Here is a 19877-nt window from a genome sequence, read left to right as displayed (position 1 = left end):
GTAATTACTTCAATGTATGGAACATTATAAAAATTATTGTTTCTAGTTCTTATGCAAGTCATGGAGGATAAATTTTATGGTTCCACTACAGTGTACCTTTTGTGGTTGAATCATATTAATTGTTTTTGAATATTTTGGAGGAGATGATAACATTGGAAACTAAACTCATGTGTAGTGCTACCGATTGTGTTAATAATATAAATGGATTATGTGCTGCTTATATTATAAATATACAAGATGAAAAGGCCTCTAATAGTGAAGAAACTTATTGTGACACTTTTGATGAAAGTGGATTAGGTAATGCGGTGAAAAATATGTTTAATATGAATGTGGTAGGAGAAGCTAAACAGATATTTATCAATGAATCCATTCAAATGAGCCCAGAAATAAAATGTAATGCAGAGAAATGTATGTATAATTCTGATGGTATATGTGAAGCTGATTATGTGAGTATATCAGGAATAGGCAAGGAAAATCAAGAAGGTACTAATTGTGAAACTTTTCAAATATAATTTTCAAAGATAGAATATAATAAAAGGTTTCTATTATATTTTATACCAAAAAAGTAGGCTATAAGATAAAGTTTGAAATGGGCATTGTCAAGGTTAAAGGTGAATTGCCCATTTATTATTATTAGTTTATAATTATGATATTAGACACATTCAAATAAATAACAAGTTAGTATGCTAATCTATGGGTCATACTGCGTCAGCACAACCTCACACTTCAGTGTAAGCAAGCAGAGGGAGAGTTCACTACATTAGTTTGGAGTAATAATACATAAAAATTGATAAATATTGAAAATGGCTAAATAAATTTATTGAAAGGTTGATACGATGAATAAGGAAATTCCAGTTAAGAAAAATGAAGAATACATAATAAATATATCGGGCATGGGACATGATGGAGAAGGCATAGGCAAGGTAGAAAATTTTACAGTGTTCATTCCTGGAGCCATAGAAGGAGAAACTGCAAAGGTTAAAATATTAAGTGTTAAGAAAAATTATGGTTACGGAAAACTTATTGAGATAATAAAGCCTTCAGAAAAAAGAGTTGCTCCTGTTTGTCCTTCCTTTGGGAAATGTGGAGGATGCAGTATTCAGCACTTAGATTACAGTTATCAACTTCAAATTAAGAGAAAAAGAGTAGAAGATGCATTAGAGAGAATAGGAAAGCTAGGGAGAATTACAGTACATAACACTATAGGTATGGATAACCCTTATCACTATAGAAATAAAGTGCAGCTTCCAGTAGGAGAAGATAAAAATGGCAACATAGTAGTAGGATTTTACGCTCCAAGAAGTCATAATATAATAGATATAGATACTTGTTTTATTCAAGAAGAGGTTTCTCACAAAGTAGTGCAGCTAATAAAGGCGTGGATGAATAAATATCATATAAAACCTTACAATGAGGAAAATCACAATGGTTTAGTGAGACATATAATGGTGAGAAAAGGCTTTAAAACTGGAGAAGTTATGGTAGTTATTGTGACTAATGGGGATAAGTTGCCTAATAAAGATGAATTAATTAAATCTCTTGTGGATAACATATGGGGAATTCACAGTATAATTCAAAATGTAAATAGTAAAAGAACCAATGTGATATTAGGTTCTAAGTGTAAAACTTTATGGGGACAAGACCACATAACTGATTACATAGAAAATTTTAAATTTAATATATCACCTCTTTCCTTTTTCCAAGTAAACCCTGTGCAAACTGAAGTATTATACAGGAAAGCTCTAGAGTATGCAGACTTAAAGGGAGATGAAGTGGTATTTGATGCCTATTGTGGTACAGGAACTATTTCTTTGTTTTTATCTCAAAAGAGCAAAAAAGTATACGGTGTAGAGATAATTAAGGAAGCCATAGAGAATGCCAGAGAAAACAGTAAGGTAAACAATATAAATAATGCCGAATTTATAGTAGGTAAATCCGAAGAGGAAATACCAAAGCTTATTTCAAAGGGCATAATACCAGATGTAGTGGTAGTAGATCCCCCAAGAAAGGGTTGTGAAAAAACACTTATAGAGTCCATATGTAAAAGTAATCCTAAGATAGTGGTTTATGTTTCCTGCGACCCAGGAACTTTGGCTAGGGATTTATCAATTTTTCACGAATTAGGATATAAAACAGAGGAAGTACAGCCGGTGGACATGTTTCCTCAGACCAACCATGTTGAGTGCTGTGTGTTGCTAAAAAAATCTGAAAAATAAATGGATGACTCCGAGAATCTATAAAAGATTTTCGGAGTTTCATCTGATTTAACTTCAATACGTTCTAAAAATCTGTTTAAGATTTCTGGTGTAAGTTCTTTCAAATCAATAATCTTTTCTTTTAGCTTGTCTAATTCATCTATAAAATTATAATATAGCGTTAAATTATAGCATTTGTTACAATGTGCTTAGTAAAATTTTTAATTGTGAGATAGAATTGTTTTTTAAGGTCGTAGTATCTAATGAAACAACAAAGAACAATTTACAGCATGAATTAAATAGAAGGGTAATAAATCCAGTTACTAAAGAACTTCGTGATGATAACTATTTGATTGAATTACTCAAAGCAAATAATTTAAGTGAGATAGACTTTAGTAAAATGACCATAAGCTTAATTAGCTATTCATTATAATAAATGAAACAAATAAAAGGTAGCGACAGCTACCTTTCATTCTTTTAAAGATAGGATTTCTATCTCTACCTTTTGATAAAAATACTTATAAATAAGTACCTAATCCTTTTATATCATTAATCCTAAATAGCATTAAACCTTTTTTATTGTGATGTTAAGAGGTATTAGCTAAGTTTTCATCTCATATTAAAAGAGAAACCTCTTAACATTATATTATATGCAGAAACAAGAATAATATAACTTTTATAGATAATATAAAAAATATTATTAGATTATTGATTGGAAGTGTTTATGGAATATTACAAGTGAATATAGTATAATTATGGATGTATTTTATATTTGGAATAGGGGGGCGGGAGTTGTTTTTTTATGACATATCGGTAAATAGGCATTTAAAAATAAAAGAAATACCAAATCACATATACATAGCACCTCATCCACTACTTAGCAATTATATAGCACACTATACAGTATCGTTTCCAAATACAAATGAAATGAGAACATGTAGGGATAACATTAGTGATATAACTCTAATACCTGATTCAAGTGGGTGTATTATATATACTTATGAAAATAATGATTTTTCATCAAGTCTGTGGGGAGCAACAACAAAAACAGTTACAGTAAAGAATGATGTTAATTTAAAAAAGATAAGGTTTTTTATTGAGTTTATGCCTGGTGGTTTACATGCTATTACTGGTATAAATCAGTCAGAACTATGCGATATTCAAGTACGAGTAGGTGAAGTTGACAAGTATTTGTCATATTCATTAATTCATGCTATGGAAATTTCAAATAATATAGACGATATGATTTCAATGGTTAACATGATTTTTCTGAAAGCAATAGAAAAAAATAACAAACAACATGCAGTTATAGAGTCTACTTTAGATATAATTAAGGCTACAAATGGAAGATTAACGATAAAAGAATTATCTGCAAATGAATATATTAGTGAACGTCATTTGAATAGGTTATTTAATGAGTATATTGGAATAAATGCTAAAATGTTTTCAAGACTTGTAAGAGTAAATCATTCAATCAATATATTTAAAAAAATTGATTATAAAAATTGCTTAAATACAGCTCAAATCTTAGGTTATTTTGACCAATCACATTTTATTCGGGATTTTAAGCAAATATGTGGCGTTTCTCCTAATTTATTTTTTAGAAACATGTCCGATTTTTACAATGAACCGTTTAAATATTAATATATAATAAAAGATATTATAGAATTGGGGGAATAAATGATGATAGAATCAAGATGTGGTATTTTATGCTCAGAATGTAAATACAAAGAACAAGTGAAATGCAAAGGTTGTGTACATATTGATAAACCGTTTTGGGGTGAGAGCTGTCCAGTAAAATCCTGTTGTGAAGGTAAGAAACTTTTACATTGTGGAAAATGTGGAGATTTTCCTTGTGATTTACTTAATCAGTTTGCATATGATAAAGAACAAGGCGATGATGGAAAAAGAATAGAACAATGCAAGAAATGGGCTTGTGAATGTCAATAAAACTAATGAAGTACCTTAAAGAATATTTTAAAGGACTATAGTTTCTATACAAAAACTATAGTTTTTTACATACAACTATTTTATGTAAGTATAAGTGTTAAAAATACAATTTCTATTTAGGCAAAATCGCTATATTTTTATTAGGAATGTCTTAATTTAATGTTGAAATAGATAGATACTACTAAGGCAATTTATATAATTGGAAGCGAGGGAGAAATTCTATGAAATATGAATGGATTAATGATTATTGTCTCTCGAAAAAGGGAGTAGAAAAAGATTTTAAGATAGAATGGGGAGCAACAAGATACCTTGTTGGAGGAAAAATTTTCGCTATGCAAGGTGGAGATAAAGATAACAAAAGGATTATTACTTTGAAATGTGAACCATCCTTTGGACGATTTTTAAGAAAGGAAAATCAGCATATTGTAGCAGGATATTACATGAACAAAGAACATTGGAACTCAGTATATTTAGAGGGTGATGTGTCTGATAATATTTTAAAACAGATGATAAATATGTCATATGAATTAGTATTAAATTCTTTAAGCAAAAAAATGCAAAGAGAAATTGTAGGCGAAGATAAAATTGATTGAGCCAACATGGCGAAGTTTATTTTTATATATTATATTGAGAATTATAGGTGGATAACTCCACCTATAATTTGGGAATATTTTAATATCATGTTAAAACAGAGCCTTTTATTAAATTAGGATTGTCTACCGTTAGCAGTCAAGCCATGTGGAGTGTGTAGTAGGAATACGTCGCAAGGATTTGTTATAATCATTGAATTTACTCACTTTGCAAGCTTTTATAACTTTAATACAAATGGTGATGATTTTAGAAATAAAGAGGTTATTTTAGCAATAATATGATTATTTAAAATGCATTTAATTACTGGATAGCTATTGGATTTATAGTTATAATTTGACTTAGAAGTGCAATTTTCAAAAGCTATATTTTGACGCACTACACTCTACAACAAAAGCTATGCCACCCGTGAAGAAACCCGAAGGTATATATTCTGGTACATAGAAGTGTTTTACAACAGAAAAAGAAGGCATCAGGCACTGGGTTATCTGTCGCCCTATGATTTGAAAGCTTACCTTTTTGTCACAGCAATATCGATACTCTTTAGTCTACTTTTTAATACAAGCTTACGTAAAGAAGAATTATACATAAATGGGCATTTCAGTAGTTTAAAAGAGATCTTCAAACGAATATTAAAAGTCTTCAATCTATATTCTCTGTTAGCATTTTTACTATTAGCATTTAATACTTCGCTCAAAATCTGAGCACTGTTTATGGCTGAACTTATTCCCTCCAGGGAGCTTGGACTAATAAAGCCAGCAGCTTCCCCAATTAAAAAAGCGTTGTTCTTTCCGCAGCAAAAATCATAGAATGACGATGGTCTCAGAACCATGCATGCCTCTGTTTTTATAGGTTTTCCAAACTTAAATCCAATTTTCTCTAGCTTTTTTTTCTGATTTTCAAACCTTTTCCGAGAATTATCTATAGGAAATGCACCGCCAAAAATAAACTGATTATCCTTAGAAATGGACCAAGAACAGCAATCTGTATTCTCCAAGTCGAAAATACAGGAATAAAATGGATTAGGGTGTGTTTCAAGAAACCATTCCTGGATTGACATGTAAGTCCGTATTTTCCTTTTGGGATAAAGGGTGTGCCGTACCAAAGAATTAGCACCGTCTGCACCTACTAGATATTTTGCAATAATAACCTGTTCCATGCCGTTTTCATGAAAAGTTATTCGGTAACCTTCTGGTATTTTTTCAACAGCAGAACAACGTGAATTACTATGAACCTCCACATGGTTGGGAATAAGTGATTTCAACCATAAGTCAAATTTATGACGATCAAGGTTAATATAAAACCGTTGATAATGGCGTATGATATTATTTTTCAAATCTATGGTTTTAACAGAAAAAATCTGTGGGTCTACCATAACATCCTTAGGAAGGCATATGTCTAACCTTGCCAATGCCTTCTGAGCGTCGGAAGAGAGTAATCCACCGCAAGGTTTCTGAAATCCCTTTTCTACAGAGTCTTTTTTATCTATGGCAATAATTTTATATTTTTTTGAAAGCATTCTTGCCAATATGGCGCCAGAAGGCCCTAACCCGATAATTGCAATATCATATACCTTAGTCGTTGCTTTTTCCACCTTTATTCCTCCTTGCCTAAATCATAATCTTCCCTATACTCTAAAATATCTTCTGGTTGGCATTGTAGTATTCTACACAAAGCATCCAGAGTGGTAAAGCTAGAAGCTTTTGCTCTCTGATTTTTGAAGTTTGATACATTTGCCCTTGTCATTCCTGATTCTTCTAATAACTTCGTTAAAGAAATTTTGCGTTTTGCCATCATAACATCCAAATTAACTATAATCATATTGGATTTTATCCTTTAATATAGGTATCACAAAATAAATTACATTTCATCCATTCCCACTAAAAAATATGCAGAGCCCATGCTATCATTCAAGTAAAATATTGAGTGCATGGGTGATGACAAATGATAAAACAATGCTGGCAACTAGAAATTGATAACGATAATTCTCAGATGCAGGAATTAAAAGCTGCCATAAAAAAGAACTAAAATTTCTTATGGGAATTTCGCGTTACAATTCACCTTTTATATCACTATAATAAACACTCATTTATCGTTTGTCAATAATTTTTTTATATAAAACAATATATTTTTATCTTTTATCATAATTATATAGAAAGGAAAAACTCAATAGTAACACGAGATGCCGTTTTGTAAGTTGAAAAGCAATCTTTGTAACTAACAACTGAATATTTGTAAACGAAAAGCAGTTTTTGTACTCGAAAAGCCAGTTTTGTAAATGAGATGCAACTTTTGTAACCAAAATGCAGTTTGATTTTCCTGTTTCTCTGCTGTATCATAATGAAAAACTACAATCCACGAAGTGAATGGTCAAGAGGCATTTACCACCTTTGCTACCAATCACGGAATCCATTTGTACCACCGCGGTATCAGGATTTTTTTCAATAAATGAATCAAAAGTTTCGTAATTGCGACCAATACGACAGCCTTTATCCACTTTGAATTCAGGCTTCTCATAACGCTCACGGAACTTGACTTTCCTTGGAAGATCAATGTTCCTGATATCGAAAAGACATGCATCGATGTAATTATAAATGCTCTTTTCACTACACGTAAACCTGACCTACAGACAGCAATTTACATAAATCATGTTTACATTCATTAATAATCATTATAAGGCATTAACATTGTAAATTAAGAAAACACTATCCTTAATATGATAAGTATATATTTAAATGCAATTTATGGAAGTATATAAGCGTAAAGTCCTCCTATTACATTAACAAATGTTAAGTTTTTCTATAACTTTTATATATCATAAAGTACTAAATCAAATTTAAGCTTGTACTTTTTAATATCAGAATCATAGCATCTATTGAACCATTTTATGCCGCAACTAAATAAGCTATATATTCTAACCATTTTGTTCTTTAATTTTTTTGTAGCTCCTATGATTTTGCTTTTCTTATTCTTAGAGCAATCTGCCCCTAATATTATCATCCATGTATAGGCTATACTTAAGCATAAATATAGATTTCCAAAATACACGATGTCTTCTGTCCATGTCCCTTCCATATCAAATCCATTTGATTTTAAATCCCTAAACATTTCTTCTATAATGAATCTTTTTTTATAGGGGTTATGTCTCTTAGGTACTTAATTTTCTTTTTTCCTTCTATCGTTACAAGCATATCATTGGTACATCTTATGCAATATTGCCAGCTAAGTCTATCTATGAATTTAAATAAATCTATACTTTTAAAACCTCTATCTGCTAATAATATAACTTTATAATCATAAGCATTAAAAATTTCATTAAGTTCTGTTATTCCTTGTTTTATATGTTCAAAGCTCTTATTGCCTTTCTCATTATACTCAAATATTTTATACCATAATGGTATTGCTCTTTTGCCCACTTTCAATGAGAATTTCAATATTAAAAATCTATCATCAAGTGTTGTATGATTAAATATTATAATTAATTTATTATTGTTACTTCGCTTTACATATTTTTTTATAACTTCTTTAATAAAAAAATAAAAAAACTGTATAAATAATCTGGATTTATTGGTGAATTTGAAAAAAATCTATATATTCTCTTTATCTTACTTTCCTCAGTTGCACCTGTGAAATCATCCTTTAATTTCTCAGATATATCTGAGATTACAACTGACTTTGATAAAATTATTCCTATGATTATATAAACAAGATTTTTCAATCTTTTGCTTGTTATGGGTAGAATCTCATATAGTATTTTTTCTAATTCTGTTGTAATATATTCTTGATTGTTTAGCATAGCCACTTCCTCCTGTTTTATAAGTTCGTTTTGGTGTAACAACTTATATTTTAGGACTTGGCTATGTTTTTTTCTATACTTTTTTATTGGTAATTTTACCTTCAATATTTAACTTTAACCTTAGTGCAAATGTCAATATAAAAATGTAGGTTTTTTCAAAAATAATATGGTAGGAAAACCTACATTTTTATTTAGTACTTTTACCCCTCCTCAGCAGTGATTGATTGAAGTTGATCTTTAAGGCGATATGATGGACCATTTATATTGATAACTGAGCAATGATGCAGTAATCTATCCAAAAGAGCATTTGTTAATACTGGCTCCTGAAAAATATCACCCCATTTTGAAAAGGGAGAATTAGTTGTTATTATTGTAGAAGATTTCTCGTACCTTTTGGCTATAAGATTAAAGAATAAGTTGGCAGACTCATTATTCATCTTTTGATATCCCAGTTCATCTATTATAAGAAGTTTATAACGGCAAAACCACTTTATTCTTCTTTCTAACCTGTTTTCTTCACTTGCTTTTTTTAGTTGTGATATAAGTTCCTGGAATGTGATAAAATACACACAATTACGTTGCTTAGCCGCTTCAATACCTATTGATACAGCTAAATTTGTTTTCCCAACTCCTGGACTTCCACAAAATATTATATTTTCCGTCTTTTCTAAAAATCTAAGTGTTATAAAATCCATGATTTTTCCCTTATCTATTGAGGGTTGAAATCCAAAGTCAAACTGATCAATTTCTTTTAAAAACGGAAAATTAGCAACTTTTACATTCCCTTTTATTACAGCATCCTTCTTGAAATTTATTTCTAATTGGCTTAATTCATATAAGGCATCAACAGGTGTTTTGCTACCGTCTGTCATCATATCTATGTATCTATCAATGTTCTCTCTAATTCGCACTAATTCAAGTGTGTCCAGGTTATTAATAAGGGTATTGTAGTTGTTCATTTAGCAATTCATCCTCACGATCCCTGGAGCCTGCCCTAAGGTAAACTCCTGTATTTCTTTTTCATATTTATTATGAATTATTTTATATCCTTCATCTGTTAGAATGCATTCTGCATCGCATACTGCCATAAAATCATTTATCCAGCAATCATAATCTAATTGCTTACACCAATTGTTTTTAACTGAAAATTTTAAATTAGACATGAAGATTTCTTTATTCTTTACATAAGGAAGTACTAAATTCATTCCTTTAATAAAGGTGCTTCGATTTTCTTTTGACATATGGGCATACTGCCCTATAATCCAGTTACCATAGGGGCTCCCATTCATATATGCTAATAATGCTTCGGGTGACTTTGTAGCCTCTATATTTGAAATATCTATTTTTCTTGATTCTAATAATCTATCCATAAGTTTTAAATTTTCATTAGCTACAGCCTCTAAATCTGCAGCCTTAACCTTCCCTTTCATAAGTATCGTGTAATGTTCTGGAACATAATTAATTGGATTTTTATTAATTGAGTGAAATGTTACAAGTTTTCCTTTATAATAGATATATAGTTTATTGTCGAGGATATCAACGCTAACTTCCTCATTAATAAGCTTAGGATGTACGGAATATTTGCTCTCTCCAAATCTAATTAGTGCTTCATTTGAAACTTTATATTTATTTGGTGATAGATAGGTATCAATAATTGAAGCTTTTGGTAAAGAATGCAGATATTCCTTTTCCTTATAAAACAGAGCGGTTGGCGACATGCCTGTTTCCGTATTAATATTTATATTCATTTTTAAATTAATTTCCTTTAGTTTCTCTAATAAATTATCTAATGTATCAAATTCACCATCATATGCCCGAATCCAGTCAATTACCTTATTTTTTGCTTCAACAGTCCCTTTTGTTTCAGGCTTTCTTGCCCCACACAATCTGACATTAAATCCAAAATCTTTTGCAAACTTACCCATTGTTTCAGTAATCTTTTTCTTTACTCCATGTACATTTGCAACAGTGGACATGTTATCAAACAAAAGCTCTTCTGGTATTCCTCCAAAGGCTTCAAAGGAATTAATAAGACATCTAAAAACATCATCTGTTTTTTTTTGAATGGATAGTCCTAAGTAGCTATATCTTGAAAAACTAAGTGTTACATGCAAAATATTTATAGTGTATTTTTCCCCAGATCTTGAAGTAAGTGTTATATCCTCCTTCCAGTCAACTTGCCCTTGTTTTCCAATTTTTGTTTCATAACGTGGATGGCCAGTATTACTTTGTTTAGGTAGTAACTTGTTTTTCTTGATATAAGTGATGAAATTTGAATAGGTACCTATAGTATTAATCCCATGTTTATCCACCATAAATTCATAAACACCTTTCATTGTAATCCTACGAATTGCTAACTTATCAGTAATTTCTACACGATATGGGTCAAGCTTGCTTTTCTTAATTCTCGTTTTTGGTTTCCCTTTGTAGCCTTGATCATACTTTTTTACAGTCCTCCAATCCATACCATATTTTTTTGCCAGTTGGGCGTAATTTGGTTTAATTCCTATGCTATTCATTAGAAATAGCTCTCCTTGTAAGTTGTTAATCATAGTTGTTATACCTCCATGTAGAAGTATAGCAATTATGTCCAAAATACAAAATAAGAATGTAGGTTTTTATACATTTTTATTTTGTATTTTTCCTACATTCTTATTATATTATTTGCATTAGTTAACTATGTTGTCTTTTTTACTGTCCGTAGGTCAGATTTTCAGGGATACTCTGGAATATAATACTCGAATTATGACATTAATGAGGCAGGGCAACCTCACCATCTGTGGTTTGGTTGCCTATAAAAATTATTTTTCAACTAAAGAGTTTTCTATAGCTTTTCTGATTACTTTACTTGAAATAGTTGCTCCGCTGATCATATCAACATCTGTTGTTTGTTTTGCAATAATATCACTAATAATGCTTTCTGCACCACTGCCCTTACCATTTTTATGTTCAATTAATTTTATATCAGTTATCTTTTTATCTTTTATAGTAGTTTTTACCTTAACAAATACAAGCCCTGCTTTAAATTCACCTGTATATGCTCCGTCTTTAATTGAAGATATATTAATATCAGTAAAAGTCATTTTAGAAAGAGTTTGTTCTCCGTTTTTTAACTCTGACACGATATTTATAAACAAAATTACAATAAAAGTTAATACAATTAAAACTATAGATAAAACAATAATGGAAGTTTTCTTTTTCTTATTTAAAATCATCCAATCACTCCTTTATAAGTTTTTCAGCAAATCTAACAGCACCATTTATTTCATCTTTGTTAGGATGCGAGAAAGCCATAAATAAAAATCCACCTTTACAAAGATATTCATCTTTTAGCACCTCAATACCATTTAAAGCAAGTGCATCACGAATAGTCTTTTGAGGTACAACTCTTGTAGAAGATGTTATTAGTGCAACTTTTTTTACTTGTTTTGAGGATAAACTCTGAGTAAATTTTAAAAGTTCAGGACTGCAATCTCCTCCATAAATTCCGCTCACTATGTACAGGAGATCACAATCGTTAATTTGGGGGTTTTCTTTAACGCTATGTGGGGTGATTCCAAGCTTATTTGCAACGGCTGATGCAATTTTTTTACTGTGACCTGTCATTGTGGCGTAAATGATTTCTGTTTTCATTTCAAATTTTCCTCCATATTTTCAAGATTTTCGTAAATTTTTTGTTGTACTTTATTCATTACTGCAATTTCTTCGTCGGTAAGGTTTTCGAACATCTTTGTTATAAAGTTGATAGAGTTTTCATTATTATCTTGGTTCCATTTAACCCACTTATCTGTTGTGAGAATACGCATAGCTCGCAAATCCTTGTTATCATTTTCAATACGAATAAAACCCTTAGATTCAAGCTTTGATATAAGCTGCTTAGTGTTTTGGTGAGATGAATCACATATTTTAGCGAGCTGTTTTAGGGTCGGCGGTTCATCAAACATTCCAAGCATCATAGCGGTCAGCCATTGTTTAGCTGTAAGCTCTTCAATATCGCTGTCCATAACTGTTTGCAAGCGATTAGAAAGTAAAAATATATTTGCAAAAATAATATACCGTTTATCCATCTTTTCAAAATCGTACATTTTATCATCCTTTCGTTAGGTAACATATTACTTATATAGGTATTATATTACCTTTATTTTTGCTTGTCAATATTATAACTTTTAAAGATAATTTTAATAGGATTATTTTATACTCTCAAAATGTAAAGGAAAACTCAAAATGATTATTTGAGAATTTGTTACAGATAAGGCGTTTAAACAAATATATAAAAATTACAATCTACTTACCGTTTTTTGCAAGAATACTATGGACAATACTCGGCATATAGCAGAGAGAAAAAATTACTTCAATTCTTGTTGGTATTGGGTATAGCTTTAACTTAGACTTTAGGGTATGCTTTGCTTGCAAAATCAAAGATAGGAGGAAGTGAAAATGGAAGAAACCAAAAGTTTATGTGCTAAAATCCCTATAGAATTGCACAATAGAGTAAGAGCAAGCCAAGAAGAAAGCGGACTTACTCTAAACCAATATGTAGAAAAGCTGATTGTTGAATATTATCAAATGAAGGAGATGAAAAACATGGCACAAACAAGGACACTTGCACTGCAAATAGCAGAGGAACTCTTTGCAAGGATTAAAAACTACCTGGATAAAAATCCACACTTAACCCAAAAAGCATTTATCACCGAACTAATCATAAAAGCACTGGATGAAGCTGAGGCACAAGAATCAAAATAACTATTGGCAAGGATAGAAAATGTCCTTGCTTTTTTATGCAAAGTTTGGGCATATCGTGAAAACGGTATGCTCTTTTTACTTGGAAAGAAAGGAGGTTATGCCTTTTGTTTATATGGGATTTCTTGCTCAGCGACGTGATGAATCAAATCATCTACAGGAATTACTGGTCATGCAAATGGAATCAGTGATTTGGCTAACGGTTAATGTCATCAAGTTAATATTCAATAATATGGAATATTAACTTGCGATTTTTATTTTATTGGGTTAATTTATGAAATATTAAAATAAGACTTGTTTTAGACCAGCATTTCTTTATAATGAGAGTGTCTCAGTTATGTTGCTAGCATTTGTTATAAATGACCTTATTGATGCATTTATAAATGTTTGCAATAGAGCAGCAGAAAAAAACATGTTTTGCTTGCAACTTTAGATAGAATTTACAATGCATTTAATTCAGCTCAAGAAGTTGCTTTGATGTTATTTTCTCAAAATGGCAAATATCATGTAGTAATACCGCCAAATGAAAAAATGGGCGTTATGATGGCATATGACTATAAAATTATATTTGAAAAACAAACAACTACCGAATAACTAAGAGAAAATCTGCGTAAATTTTATCCTTTATAGTAAACCAATAAAAAAGTGCGAACACAAATCGCACTTTTACTTATTGCTCTAAAGTCAATCTAATTATCTTTTATGTTTGGTGCAAATGCTTGGCATAAATCGCAACAATATCCACATCTTGTTACATTCATAATAACTATACCCTCTTTCTATTTGGTTTTTTCTTTATCAATAATAATCTTTTTATATCTTCGATTACTGTGCCATTAATTATGTCTATATATAACCATTTTCCGTCATGGTACTGATGAGTATTATCATATAAGTTAATAATATATTCAGAGTAGTTTATCCTTGATGTTTCAAATTTTTCCCGTTCATTCTTTCCAAATATAATTAAAAAACGCAGACCTTTTTCTCTTGGATACAACGCACAAAATGTTTTCCCACTTTTACGATATTTTAGTTCAAAAACGCCTGTTTTTCCCCCAACATCCCATAATACATCCATATTGTAATTATTCTTTATAAAGTTGTTGATAGAGCACCATGTTTCAAATATATCCGCTCCCATCAACTGATTCAATTCTTCTTCTGTTGGTACTTTTTCAAGCATAAGTACATCTCCCCCATTTTAATAATTGGAATAATTAAGGCTTCTATAATTATCTCCTTAGATAAATTATATAGCTTGTTTATATGCAATTCAAATGAATGTAAGTTTTATTTTAGCAATAATATGATTATTTAAAATGCATTTAATTACTGGAAAGTTATTGGATTTATAGTTATAATTTGACTTAGAAGTGCAGTTTTCAAAAGATTAGCAATGATTTCGCCGTGCATGGTAATGACTTTCTTTATGCTGCCAAAACAGTTTTTAGCATATAATGGAAACGACAAGAATCATTATTATATGTATAATTACATAGATTTACTGATTGTTGATGAAGCAGGACAGATATCACCAGAAGTTGCGGCTCCATCGTTTTCATTAGCAAAAAAGGCAGTTGTAGTTGGAGACGAAGAACAAATACCACCTGTTTGGGGAACCACTAGGGCACTTGATATTGCGATGGCAATTAGTAATAAAGTTATCGATGGAAAAGAGCAATATTGTGAACTTGAAATAAATGGTTTAAATTGTTCACAGTCAAGTATCATGAAGCTGGCATCATTATCTTGTGCATTTGATAAATATAAAAAGGGGTTATTCTTATGCGAACATCGCAGGTGCTATAATGAAATTGTTACATATTGTAATAAATTAGTATATGAAGATAAGTTGGAACCAAAACGTGGCAGCGTCGTAGAGGACAAGAATAATGCTCTTTCTGGTTTGCTACCTGCAATGGGACATAAACAGATTACCGTGTCTAGATCACAGAAGTCTGGTAGCAGCAGGCAGAATAAAGAAGAAGCCAAGCAGATTCTTGCTTGGTTAAAGGCTAATTATGAAGCTATAGTAGATTGCTATAGAAAAAAGGGTAAAAATAGTATTAATGAGAAGGAATTGATTGGTGTAATAACTCCATTTAAGAGTCAGAGTATTCTTATAAAAAAATTGATAAAGGAAGAATTCCCAGATTATGCACAATTTATTGATGTTGGAACAGTACATACTTTTCAGGGCGCAGAACGAAAGATTATTTTATTTTCAAGTGTGTATGGTAACGAAGATGGCCGCTATTTTATAAATAGAGCTCCAAATCTAATGAATGTTGCAGTTTCCAGAGCAAAAGATTCATTTTTAGTATTTGGAGATTGCGGATGCCTTTCTGGTGGAGAAAAAACAGCAGCAGGTCTATTGAAAAATATGACCAAAACTATTGTAAAATAAATAGTTTAGACATGGCATTATGACTTTTAGGCTTTGTGTCAATTAGCAACAAAAACTAGAAGTAAACTTCCAGTTTTTGAACAGGGTCTGGCTACTTACAAAGTAAAACCGTGTTATTTTATAAAATTATATGTTATTATTAAAACGGCGAAATGTAATTTTATATAATAGTTTGTGAAGGATAGTTATGTTTGTGCTTAGAGCGATTTGCACATGAGATATAGTTAGGAGTGAAGTATGTGAATGATATACAAATAAACTTAAATCGTCCTGTAAAGAAAAGTTTATGGGTTTACTTACAGAATAATATGAAACAATTGAAAGGTGATATTTTTTTTCAATATGTTCTTTTAGCATTAATGCTTAAAGGATTATTTTTTATATGCATTGTGCCAAGTGTAAATGCCTCTAAAATTGATATTGTACATGCATTTATGAGTGTGCCACCTATAATTTTACAAGGAGCCTTTATTGCTATGTTTTTATCTATATCCTTTCTATTCAAGGGTAGGGGCCATATTTGGAGTTTAATAGTTTTAGATATTATTATTACAATATTATTCGTATCTGATATATGGTATTACAGGGGATACTCCTCTTATTTATCTCCTCATCTATTAAAGCAGTTTGCTAATCTAGATAACTTAGGTGGTTCTGTTGCATCTATGTTTCATACAATTGATTTAGTTTTTATAATTGATATAGCATTTTTTATATTCTTAGCAGTAAGAAATAAAAAATTATATAAAAATGTAGAAAGAAATGTATTTTTATTTGTTTTGGTTCTTGCAATTTCTATTGGTTATGTGTTTTATGACCATTATAAGGTAGATGTTTATGGAAGGGGATTTGAGAATCAAAGAATTTGGAAGGGAAGTTGGTCTCCTAATCAAACTTTATCAAATCTTGGTCCCATAGGATATCATATTAATGACCTTTTTGTGTACTTTGATGAGTGTAAGAAATATGTTTTATCCGATAGCGAAAAGAAAGAAATTAAACAATGGTATGATAAAAAACAAGAAAACTTACCAGATAATAAATATAAAGGAATGTTTAAGGGGAAAAATCTAATTGTTCTTCAAGTAGAATCTTTAGAAAACTTTATGATAGGTCAGAAAGTAAATGGACAAGATATTACTCCTAATATAAATAAGCTTTTAAGTAATAGCATATATTTTCCTAATGTTTATGAACAGGTTTGGAATGGGACAAGTTCTGACTCTGATTTAATGACAAATACATCCGTTTCACCTGTAAGAAGTGGAAGTACTTTTTTCCGTTATCCAGGTAATAAATATAATTCTTTACCAAATTTATTAGAAAATAAGGGATATTCAAGTTTGGCAATACATCCAGATAAGGGAGCGTACTGGAATTGGATGCAAGCGCTATATTCTATAGGTTTCAATAAGTGTATTGATGAAAGTTCTTTTAAAGGAGATGAGTTAATAGGGTTAGGCATTAGTGATGGAAGTTATTTAAAACAAGTTGTACCAATGATATCAAAACAAAAGAAGCCTTTTTATACCTTTATGGTTACATTAACAAGTCATTGTCCTTTTGATTTACCAAGTAACCTAAAGAATTTAAATTTAGAAAAAAAATTTCAAGGAACTAAATTAGGTGCGAGCTTTCAAGCTTTTCATTATACAGACAAACATATTGGATTATTTTTAGAGAATATAGATAAAGAGATCGGTTTAGATAATACAGTAGTGGTTATTACTGGAGACCATACTGGTGTGCATAAATTTTATCAAGATGAAATTTCCAAAATAAAGCCTTCAGAGTCATGGTGGGCAGAGAAAAATATGAAGGTTCCATTTATCGTATATAGTAAAGGTTTAAAAGGTGAGGTGGTAAATGTAAATGGTGGCCAGCTAGATATTATGCCAACCATAGCTTATTTAATGGGAATAGACGAAAAAGATTTTAATCATACAGCTATGGGACGTATCTTGGTTAAGACTAATAAAAATTATACATTTTTAGCCACTCGTAAATTTATTGGAAAAGGCACTAAAGAAGAAGAGGAGCACACACTTAAAACAATAGATTTAGGAGATAAGTTAATAAGGAGTAATTATTTTGATAAAGAATAATTTTAATAAGGAGATATCGCCATGAAGATAGTATGTTGGGAACTTAACCATGAGGATACAAAGCATATAATTAAGCTAAAACATAATGCTTTTAGTGGAAAGAGTTCACTGTATTGTGATGATAAAATTATTATGAAAAAGAGAGCTCTATTAGGAGATGAAGTAAAGCTATCTTTTAATGTGGAAGATAAGCAATGTAATTTGGATATAGTTCCAAATAAATTAACATACCAATACAAGCTTACAGTAAATGAATATGGTGTACTAAACATATTGGAGGAAGAAAAATCTAAGATTGAATGGTGGGCTTGGTTGTTTGCAGCAGCATGTATAGTCATACCAATAGTATTTATTGAAAGTTTGATACTTGCTATTATAGGTATAGGTGGAGCAGCAAAGTGTTTATCCATAGCAGCAAAGGGTGATAAAGGGAGAACAAATAGAATAGCGTTGTGTGCTAAAACTACTGTCATTTCATGGGCATATTTAGGAATATTTTATTTGATTGTTAATCATGTTACGGAGTATTTCTTAAAAATATATACTTAGATGATTAACCCACAATAAGGTAGAATGTAATGGAATTATGAAATTTCTCCTCCATGACTTGCATAAGAGCTTGGAACAATAAATTTAATTTAAGAAATTCTAATCTTTTAGCCATATAAAATTATCTAACGCTCACATTCAGCGTCCTGCCTCAGGTTCGCTAGCCTGGCGTCCTTTTAAGGGTTACGATAATTTTATCTGTCTAAAAGAAGAATTTCTAAAATTAAATTTAAATAGTTCCTTCGCTTCTTATGCAACTCATTCCAGAGAAATTTCATAATTCAAGCAATGTAATACTTATTGTGGGTTAATCCTTAGATAAATTAGATATAAAATATTTACATGACTTATATGGAAGAATGCATAAATTTAATTTACATAAATTTATGCATGTCTTTCATAAGCCATAATAATGCTTTTTTAAATCTATAGGGTATTTTTGTAAAATGCCCACCCTCATTCCAGTCAAGTGTAATATTTTCTTTAAATGAAAGTTGTTTTTCTAATATCTCAAATGCTTCGCGGGTACAACTTCCTACTTTAGCCATACGTTTATTGCGGCTTTTCTCCTCCACTTTGCCAAGAGACATATATACCTTTGCAGAGACATTTACAGGTGCATGAGAATTCATAAATTCTATCCAATCATCATACCACAATGAACCAGAGAGGCTTCCTATTTTACCAAAGGCTCCAAAGTTATAAAGAGCGTATAATGAAACAAGTCCTCCTAAAGAATATCCAATAAGTGCAGTATTTGAAGGTTCAGGTTTTGTTTTATAGTGCTCATCTATAAATGGCTTAATAGTATTTGTAAGAACATTAAGATAATCTAGGGCACCTCCTTCAAAAGACTCGCCCTTTTTTGTTAGAGGCTTAGCAGGCCATGGGGTAAAATCCTCATTCCAGTTTTTTGACTGAATGCCTAAAAGTATAAATTCGCCACAGTCCGCACCAAAGTGGGGTTCTATATCTTCCATAAATTCTTGTTCTATAGAATCCCCATTTATATATACAATAGGATAATTTTTATGGCTTGTGTAGTATTCTGAGGGAAGATATAATGAACACTCATAATCAGAGATGGTTAAATTGTGTATATGGCCTTTCATTTTTTTCACCTCATTATGGATTATTTTTTCATAGCATTATTTTAATATATGATTAACCCACAAAAAGCATTATATTACTTGAATTATGAAATTTCTCAAATTAAATTTATTGTTCCGAGCTTTTATGCAAGTCATGGACGAGAAATTTCATAATTCCACCACATTGTACCTTATTGTGGGTTAATCAATATATTAAATAATATTAAGAATAATACTAAGAATATTATACCATCCTATTAAGGAATAAACTTAGGGTTAAGAAATAAATCTTTTATTTTGTACGTGAGAAAAACATAGTTACTTAATGGGTAATACTGTGATGTCATTATATAAACAAGGAAAATCCTCTTTCTAATTTACGTTATAGTATATTAGAAAGAAGGTTATCCTGTTAAAGACGATTTGGCCTTTGGACAAAAGGTTTTTTCTTGC

The 19877-nt window shown here is 30.6% G+C and carries 23 protein-coding genes and 2 pseudogenes; 12 read left to right on the top strand and 13 right to left on the bottom strand.

What is annotated here, in order from left to right; all coding sequences use genetic code 11:
* The first annotated feature begins 143 nt into the window (after positions 1-143).
* The 7 genes and pseudogenes from CC89_RS11695 to CC89_RS20570 form a co-directional block, all read left to right on the top strand.
* Positions 144-512: a DUF1540 domain-containing protein gene (locus tag CC89_RS11695; protein ID WP_035292313.1), complete on the top strand. Its 369-nt coding sequence runs from the start codon at positions 144-146 to the stop codon at positions 510-512.
* A 324-nt stretch (positions 513-836) separates the two neighbouring features.
* Positions 837-2216 carry a 23S rRNA (uracil(1939)-C(5))-methyltransferase RlmD gene (rlmD, locus tag CC89_RS11690; protein ID WP_035292312.1) on the top strand — a complete coding sequence of 460 codons (1380 nt, stop codon included), beginning with the start codon at positions 837-839 and terminating at the stop codon, positions 2214-2216.
* Between the two features lie 184 nt (positions 2217-2400).
* The gene (locus CC89_RS20580) at positions 2401-2628 is read left to right on the top strand and encodes a hypothetical protein (protein ID WP_185750752.1); all 228 of its coding nucleotides are present in this window, start codon (positions 2401-2403) and stop codon (positions 2626-2628) included.
* Positions 2629-2987: 359 nt separating this feature from the next.
* The gene (locus CC89_RS21165) at positions 2988-3839 is read left to right on the top strand and encodes a helix-turn-helix domain-containing protein (protein WP_035292311.1); all 852 of its coding nucleotides are present in this window, start codon (positions 2988-2990) and stop codon (positions 3837-3839) included.
* 39 nt (positions 3840-3878) lie between these two features.
* Positions 3879-4145 carry a DUF3795 domain-containing protein gene (locus CC89_RS11680; RefSeq protein ID WP_035292310.1) on the top strand — a complete coding sequence of 89 codons (267 nt, stop codon included), beginning with the start codon at positions 3879-3881 and terminating at the stop codon, positions 4143-4145.
* Positions 4146-4366: 221 nt separating this feature from the next.
* A complete protein-coding gene (locus CC89_RS11675) occupies positions 4367-4738 on the top strand; it encodes an MmcQ/YjbR family DNA-binding protein (RefSeq protein ID WP_035292307.1) in 372 nt (123 codons plus the stop codon).
* 378 nt (positions 4739-5116) lie between these two features.
* Positions 5117-5230 (top strand): annotated as a pseudogene (locus tag CC89_RS20570) (IS3 family transposase); the annotation flags it as partial.
* A 14-nt stretch (positions 5231-5244) separates the two neighbouring features.
* Here the strand turns inward: CC89_RS20570 and CC89_RS11670 are convergent.
* The 11 genes and pseudogenes from CC89_RS11670 to CC89_RS11625 all read right to left on the bottom strand — a co-directional run bounded on the left by CC89_RS11670 (position 5245) and on the right by CC89_RS11625 (position 12614).
* On the bottom strand, positions 5245-6327 hold the full coding sequence (locus tag CC89_RS11670) for an FAD-binding protein (RefSeq protein WP_035292305.1): 1083 nt from the start codon (positions 6325-6327) through the stop codon (positions 5245-5247).
* Positions 6328-6329: 2 nt separating this feature from the next.
* Positions 6330-6554: a helix-turn-helix domain-containing protein gene (locus CC89_RS11665; protein WP_035292303.1), complete on the bottom strand. Its 225-nt coding sequence runs from the start codon at positions 6552-6554 to the stop codon at positions 6330-6332.
* 517 nt (positions 6555-7071) lie between these two features.
* Positions 7072-7344, bottom strand: a pseudogene (locus CC89_RS21160) (IS30 family transposase); the annotation flags it as partial.
* A 197-nt stretch (positions 7345-7541) separates the two neighbouring features.
* Positions 7542-7841 carry a hypothetical protein gene (locus CC89_RS21155; protein ID WP_051931744.1) on the bottom strand — a complete coding sequence of 100 codons (300 nt, stop codon included), beginning with the start codon at positions 7839-7841 and terminating at the stop codon, positions 7542-7544.
* A gap of 5 nt (positions 7842-7846) precedes the next feature.
* Positions 7847-8155 (bottom strand): transposase, encoded by a 309-nt coding sequence (locus CC89_RS21150; protein ID WP_035292301.1) that lies wholly within the window; start codon positions 8153-8155, stop codon positions 7847-7849.
* A 92-nt stretch (positions 8156-8247) separates the two neighbouring features.
* Positions 8248-8529 carry a hypothetical protein gene (locus tag CC89_RS21145; RefSeq protein ID WP_051931742.1) on the bottom strand — a complete coding sequence of 94 codons (282 nt, stop codon included), beginning with the start codon at positions 8527-8529 and terminating at the stop codon, positions 8248-8250.
* 200 nt (positions 8530-8729) lie between these two features.
* Entirely contained in the window at positions 8730-9488 is a 759-nt protein-coding gene (gene istB, locus CC89_RS11645) for an IS21-like element helper ATPase IstB (protein WP_035289149.1), read from the bottom strand.
* Positions 9489-11081 carry an IS21 family transposase gene (gene istA, locus CC89_RS11640; RefSeq protein ID WP_051931461.1) on the bottom strand — a complete coding sequence of 531 codons (1593 nt, stop codon included), beginning with the start codon at positions 11079-11081 and terminating at the stop codon, positions 9489-9491.
* Between the two features lie 249 nt (positions 11082-11330).
* Positions 11331-11744 (bottom strand): FMN-binding protein, encoded by a 414-nt coding sequence (locus CC89_RS11635; RefSeq protein WP_035292299.1) that lies wholly within the window; start codon positions 11742-11744, stop codon positions 11331-11333.
* Positions 11745-11748: 4 nt separating this feature from the next.
* Positions 11749-12162 (bottom strand): flavodoxin domain-containing protein, encoded by a 414-nt coding sequence (locus CC89_RS11630; protein WP_035292297.1) that lies wholly within the window; start codon positions 12160-12162, stop codon positions 11749-11751.
* Positions 12159-12614, bottom strand: a complete 456-nt coding sequence (locus tag CC89_RS11625) for a MarR family winged helix-turn-helix transcriptional regulator (RefSeq protein ID WP_035292295.1) — start codon at positions 12612-12614, stop codon at positions 12159-12161. The genes CC89_RS11630 and CC89_RS11625 overlap by 4 nt, the downstream gene beginning before the upstream one ends.
* A gap of 352 nt (positions 12615-12966) precedes the next feature.
* Here CC89_RS11625 and CC89_RS11620 point away from each other — a divergent pair, with 352 nt between their 5' ends.
* Together CC89_RS11620 and CC89_RS20560 are read left to right on the top strand one after the other, a co-directional pair.
* Positions 12967-13272, top strand: coding sequence for a hypothetical protein (locus CC89_RS11620; protein WP_035292294.1), 306 nt, complete (start codon positions 12967-12969; stop codon positions 13270-13272).
* A 414-nt stretch (positions 13273-13686) separates the two neighbouring features.
* A complete protein-coding gene (locus CC89_RS20560; RefSeq protein ID WP_185750751.1) occupies positions 13687-13863 on the top strand; it encodes a hypothetical protein in 177 nt (58 codons plus the stop codon).
* Positions 13864-14035: 172 nt separating this feature from the next.
* Here CC89_RS20560 and CC89_RS11615 read toward each other — a convergent pair whose 3' ends face one another.
* Complete coding sequence (locus CC89_RS11615; protein WP_035292293.1) at positions 14036-14455, bottom strand: DUF3788 domain-containing protein; 420 nt, start codon at positions 14453-14455, stop codon at positions 14036-14038.
* Between the two features lie 213 nt (positions 14456-14668).
* Between CC89_RS11615 and CC89_RS11610 the strand changes: the two genes are divergently transcribed.
* The 3 genes from CC89_RS11610 (at position 14669) to CC89_RS11600 (ending at position 18333) form a co-directional block, all read left to right on the top strand.
* Complete coding sequence (locus tag CC89_RS11610) at positions 14669-15679, top strand: DEAD/DEAH box helicase (RefSeq protein WP_035292282.1); 1011 nt, start codon at positions 14669-14671, stop codon at positions 15677-15679.
* 239 nt (positions 15680-15918) lie between these two features.
* Positions 15919-17784 carry an LTA synthase family protein gene (locus CC89_RS11605; RefSeq protein WP_081897049.1) on the top strand — a complete coding sequence of 622 codons (1866 nt, stop codon included), beginning with the start codon at positions 15919-15921 and terminating at the stop codon, positions 17782-17784.
* 21 nt (positions 17785-17805) lie between these two features.
* The gene (locus CC89_RS11600; protein WP_035292281.1) at positions 17806-18333 is read left to right on the top strand and encodes a hypothetical protein; all 528 of its coding nucleotides are present in this window, start codon (positions 17806-17808) and stop codon (positions 18331-18333) included.
* A gap of 374 nt (positions 18334-18707) precedes the next feature.
* On the opposite strand, the gene CC89_RS11595 is transcribed toward CC89_RS11600, so the two are convergent.
* Positions 18708-19445 carry an alpha/beta hydrolase gene (locus tag CC89_RS11595; protein WP_035292279.1) on the bottom strand — a complete coding sequence of 246 codons (738 nt, stop codon included), beginning with the start codon at positions 19443-19445 and terminating at the stop codon, positions 18708-18710.
* Positions 19446-19877 lie beyond the last annotated feature (432 nt).

This window comes from Clostridium sp. KNHs214 (assembly GCF_000744935.1).
Taxonomy (GTDB): domain Bacteria; phylum Bacillota; class Clostridia; order Clostridiales; family Clostridiaceae; genus Haloimpatiens.
This window is presented reverse-complemented; position numbering and strand designations above follow the sequence as displayed.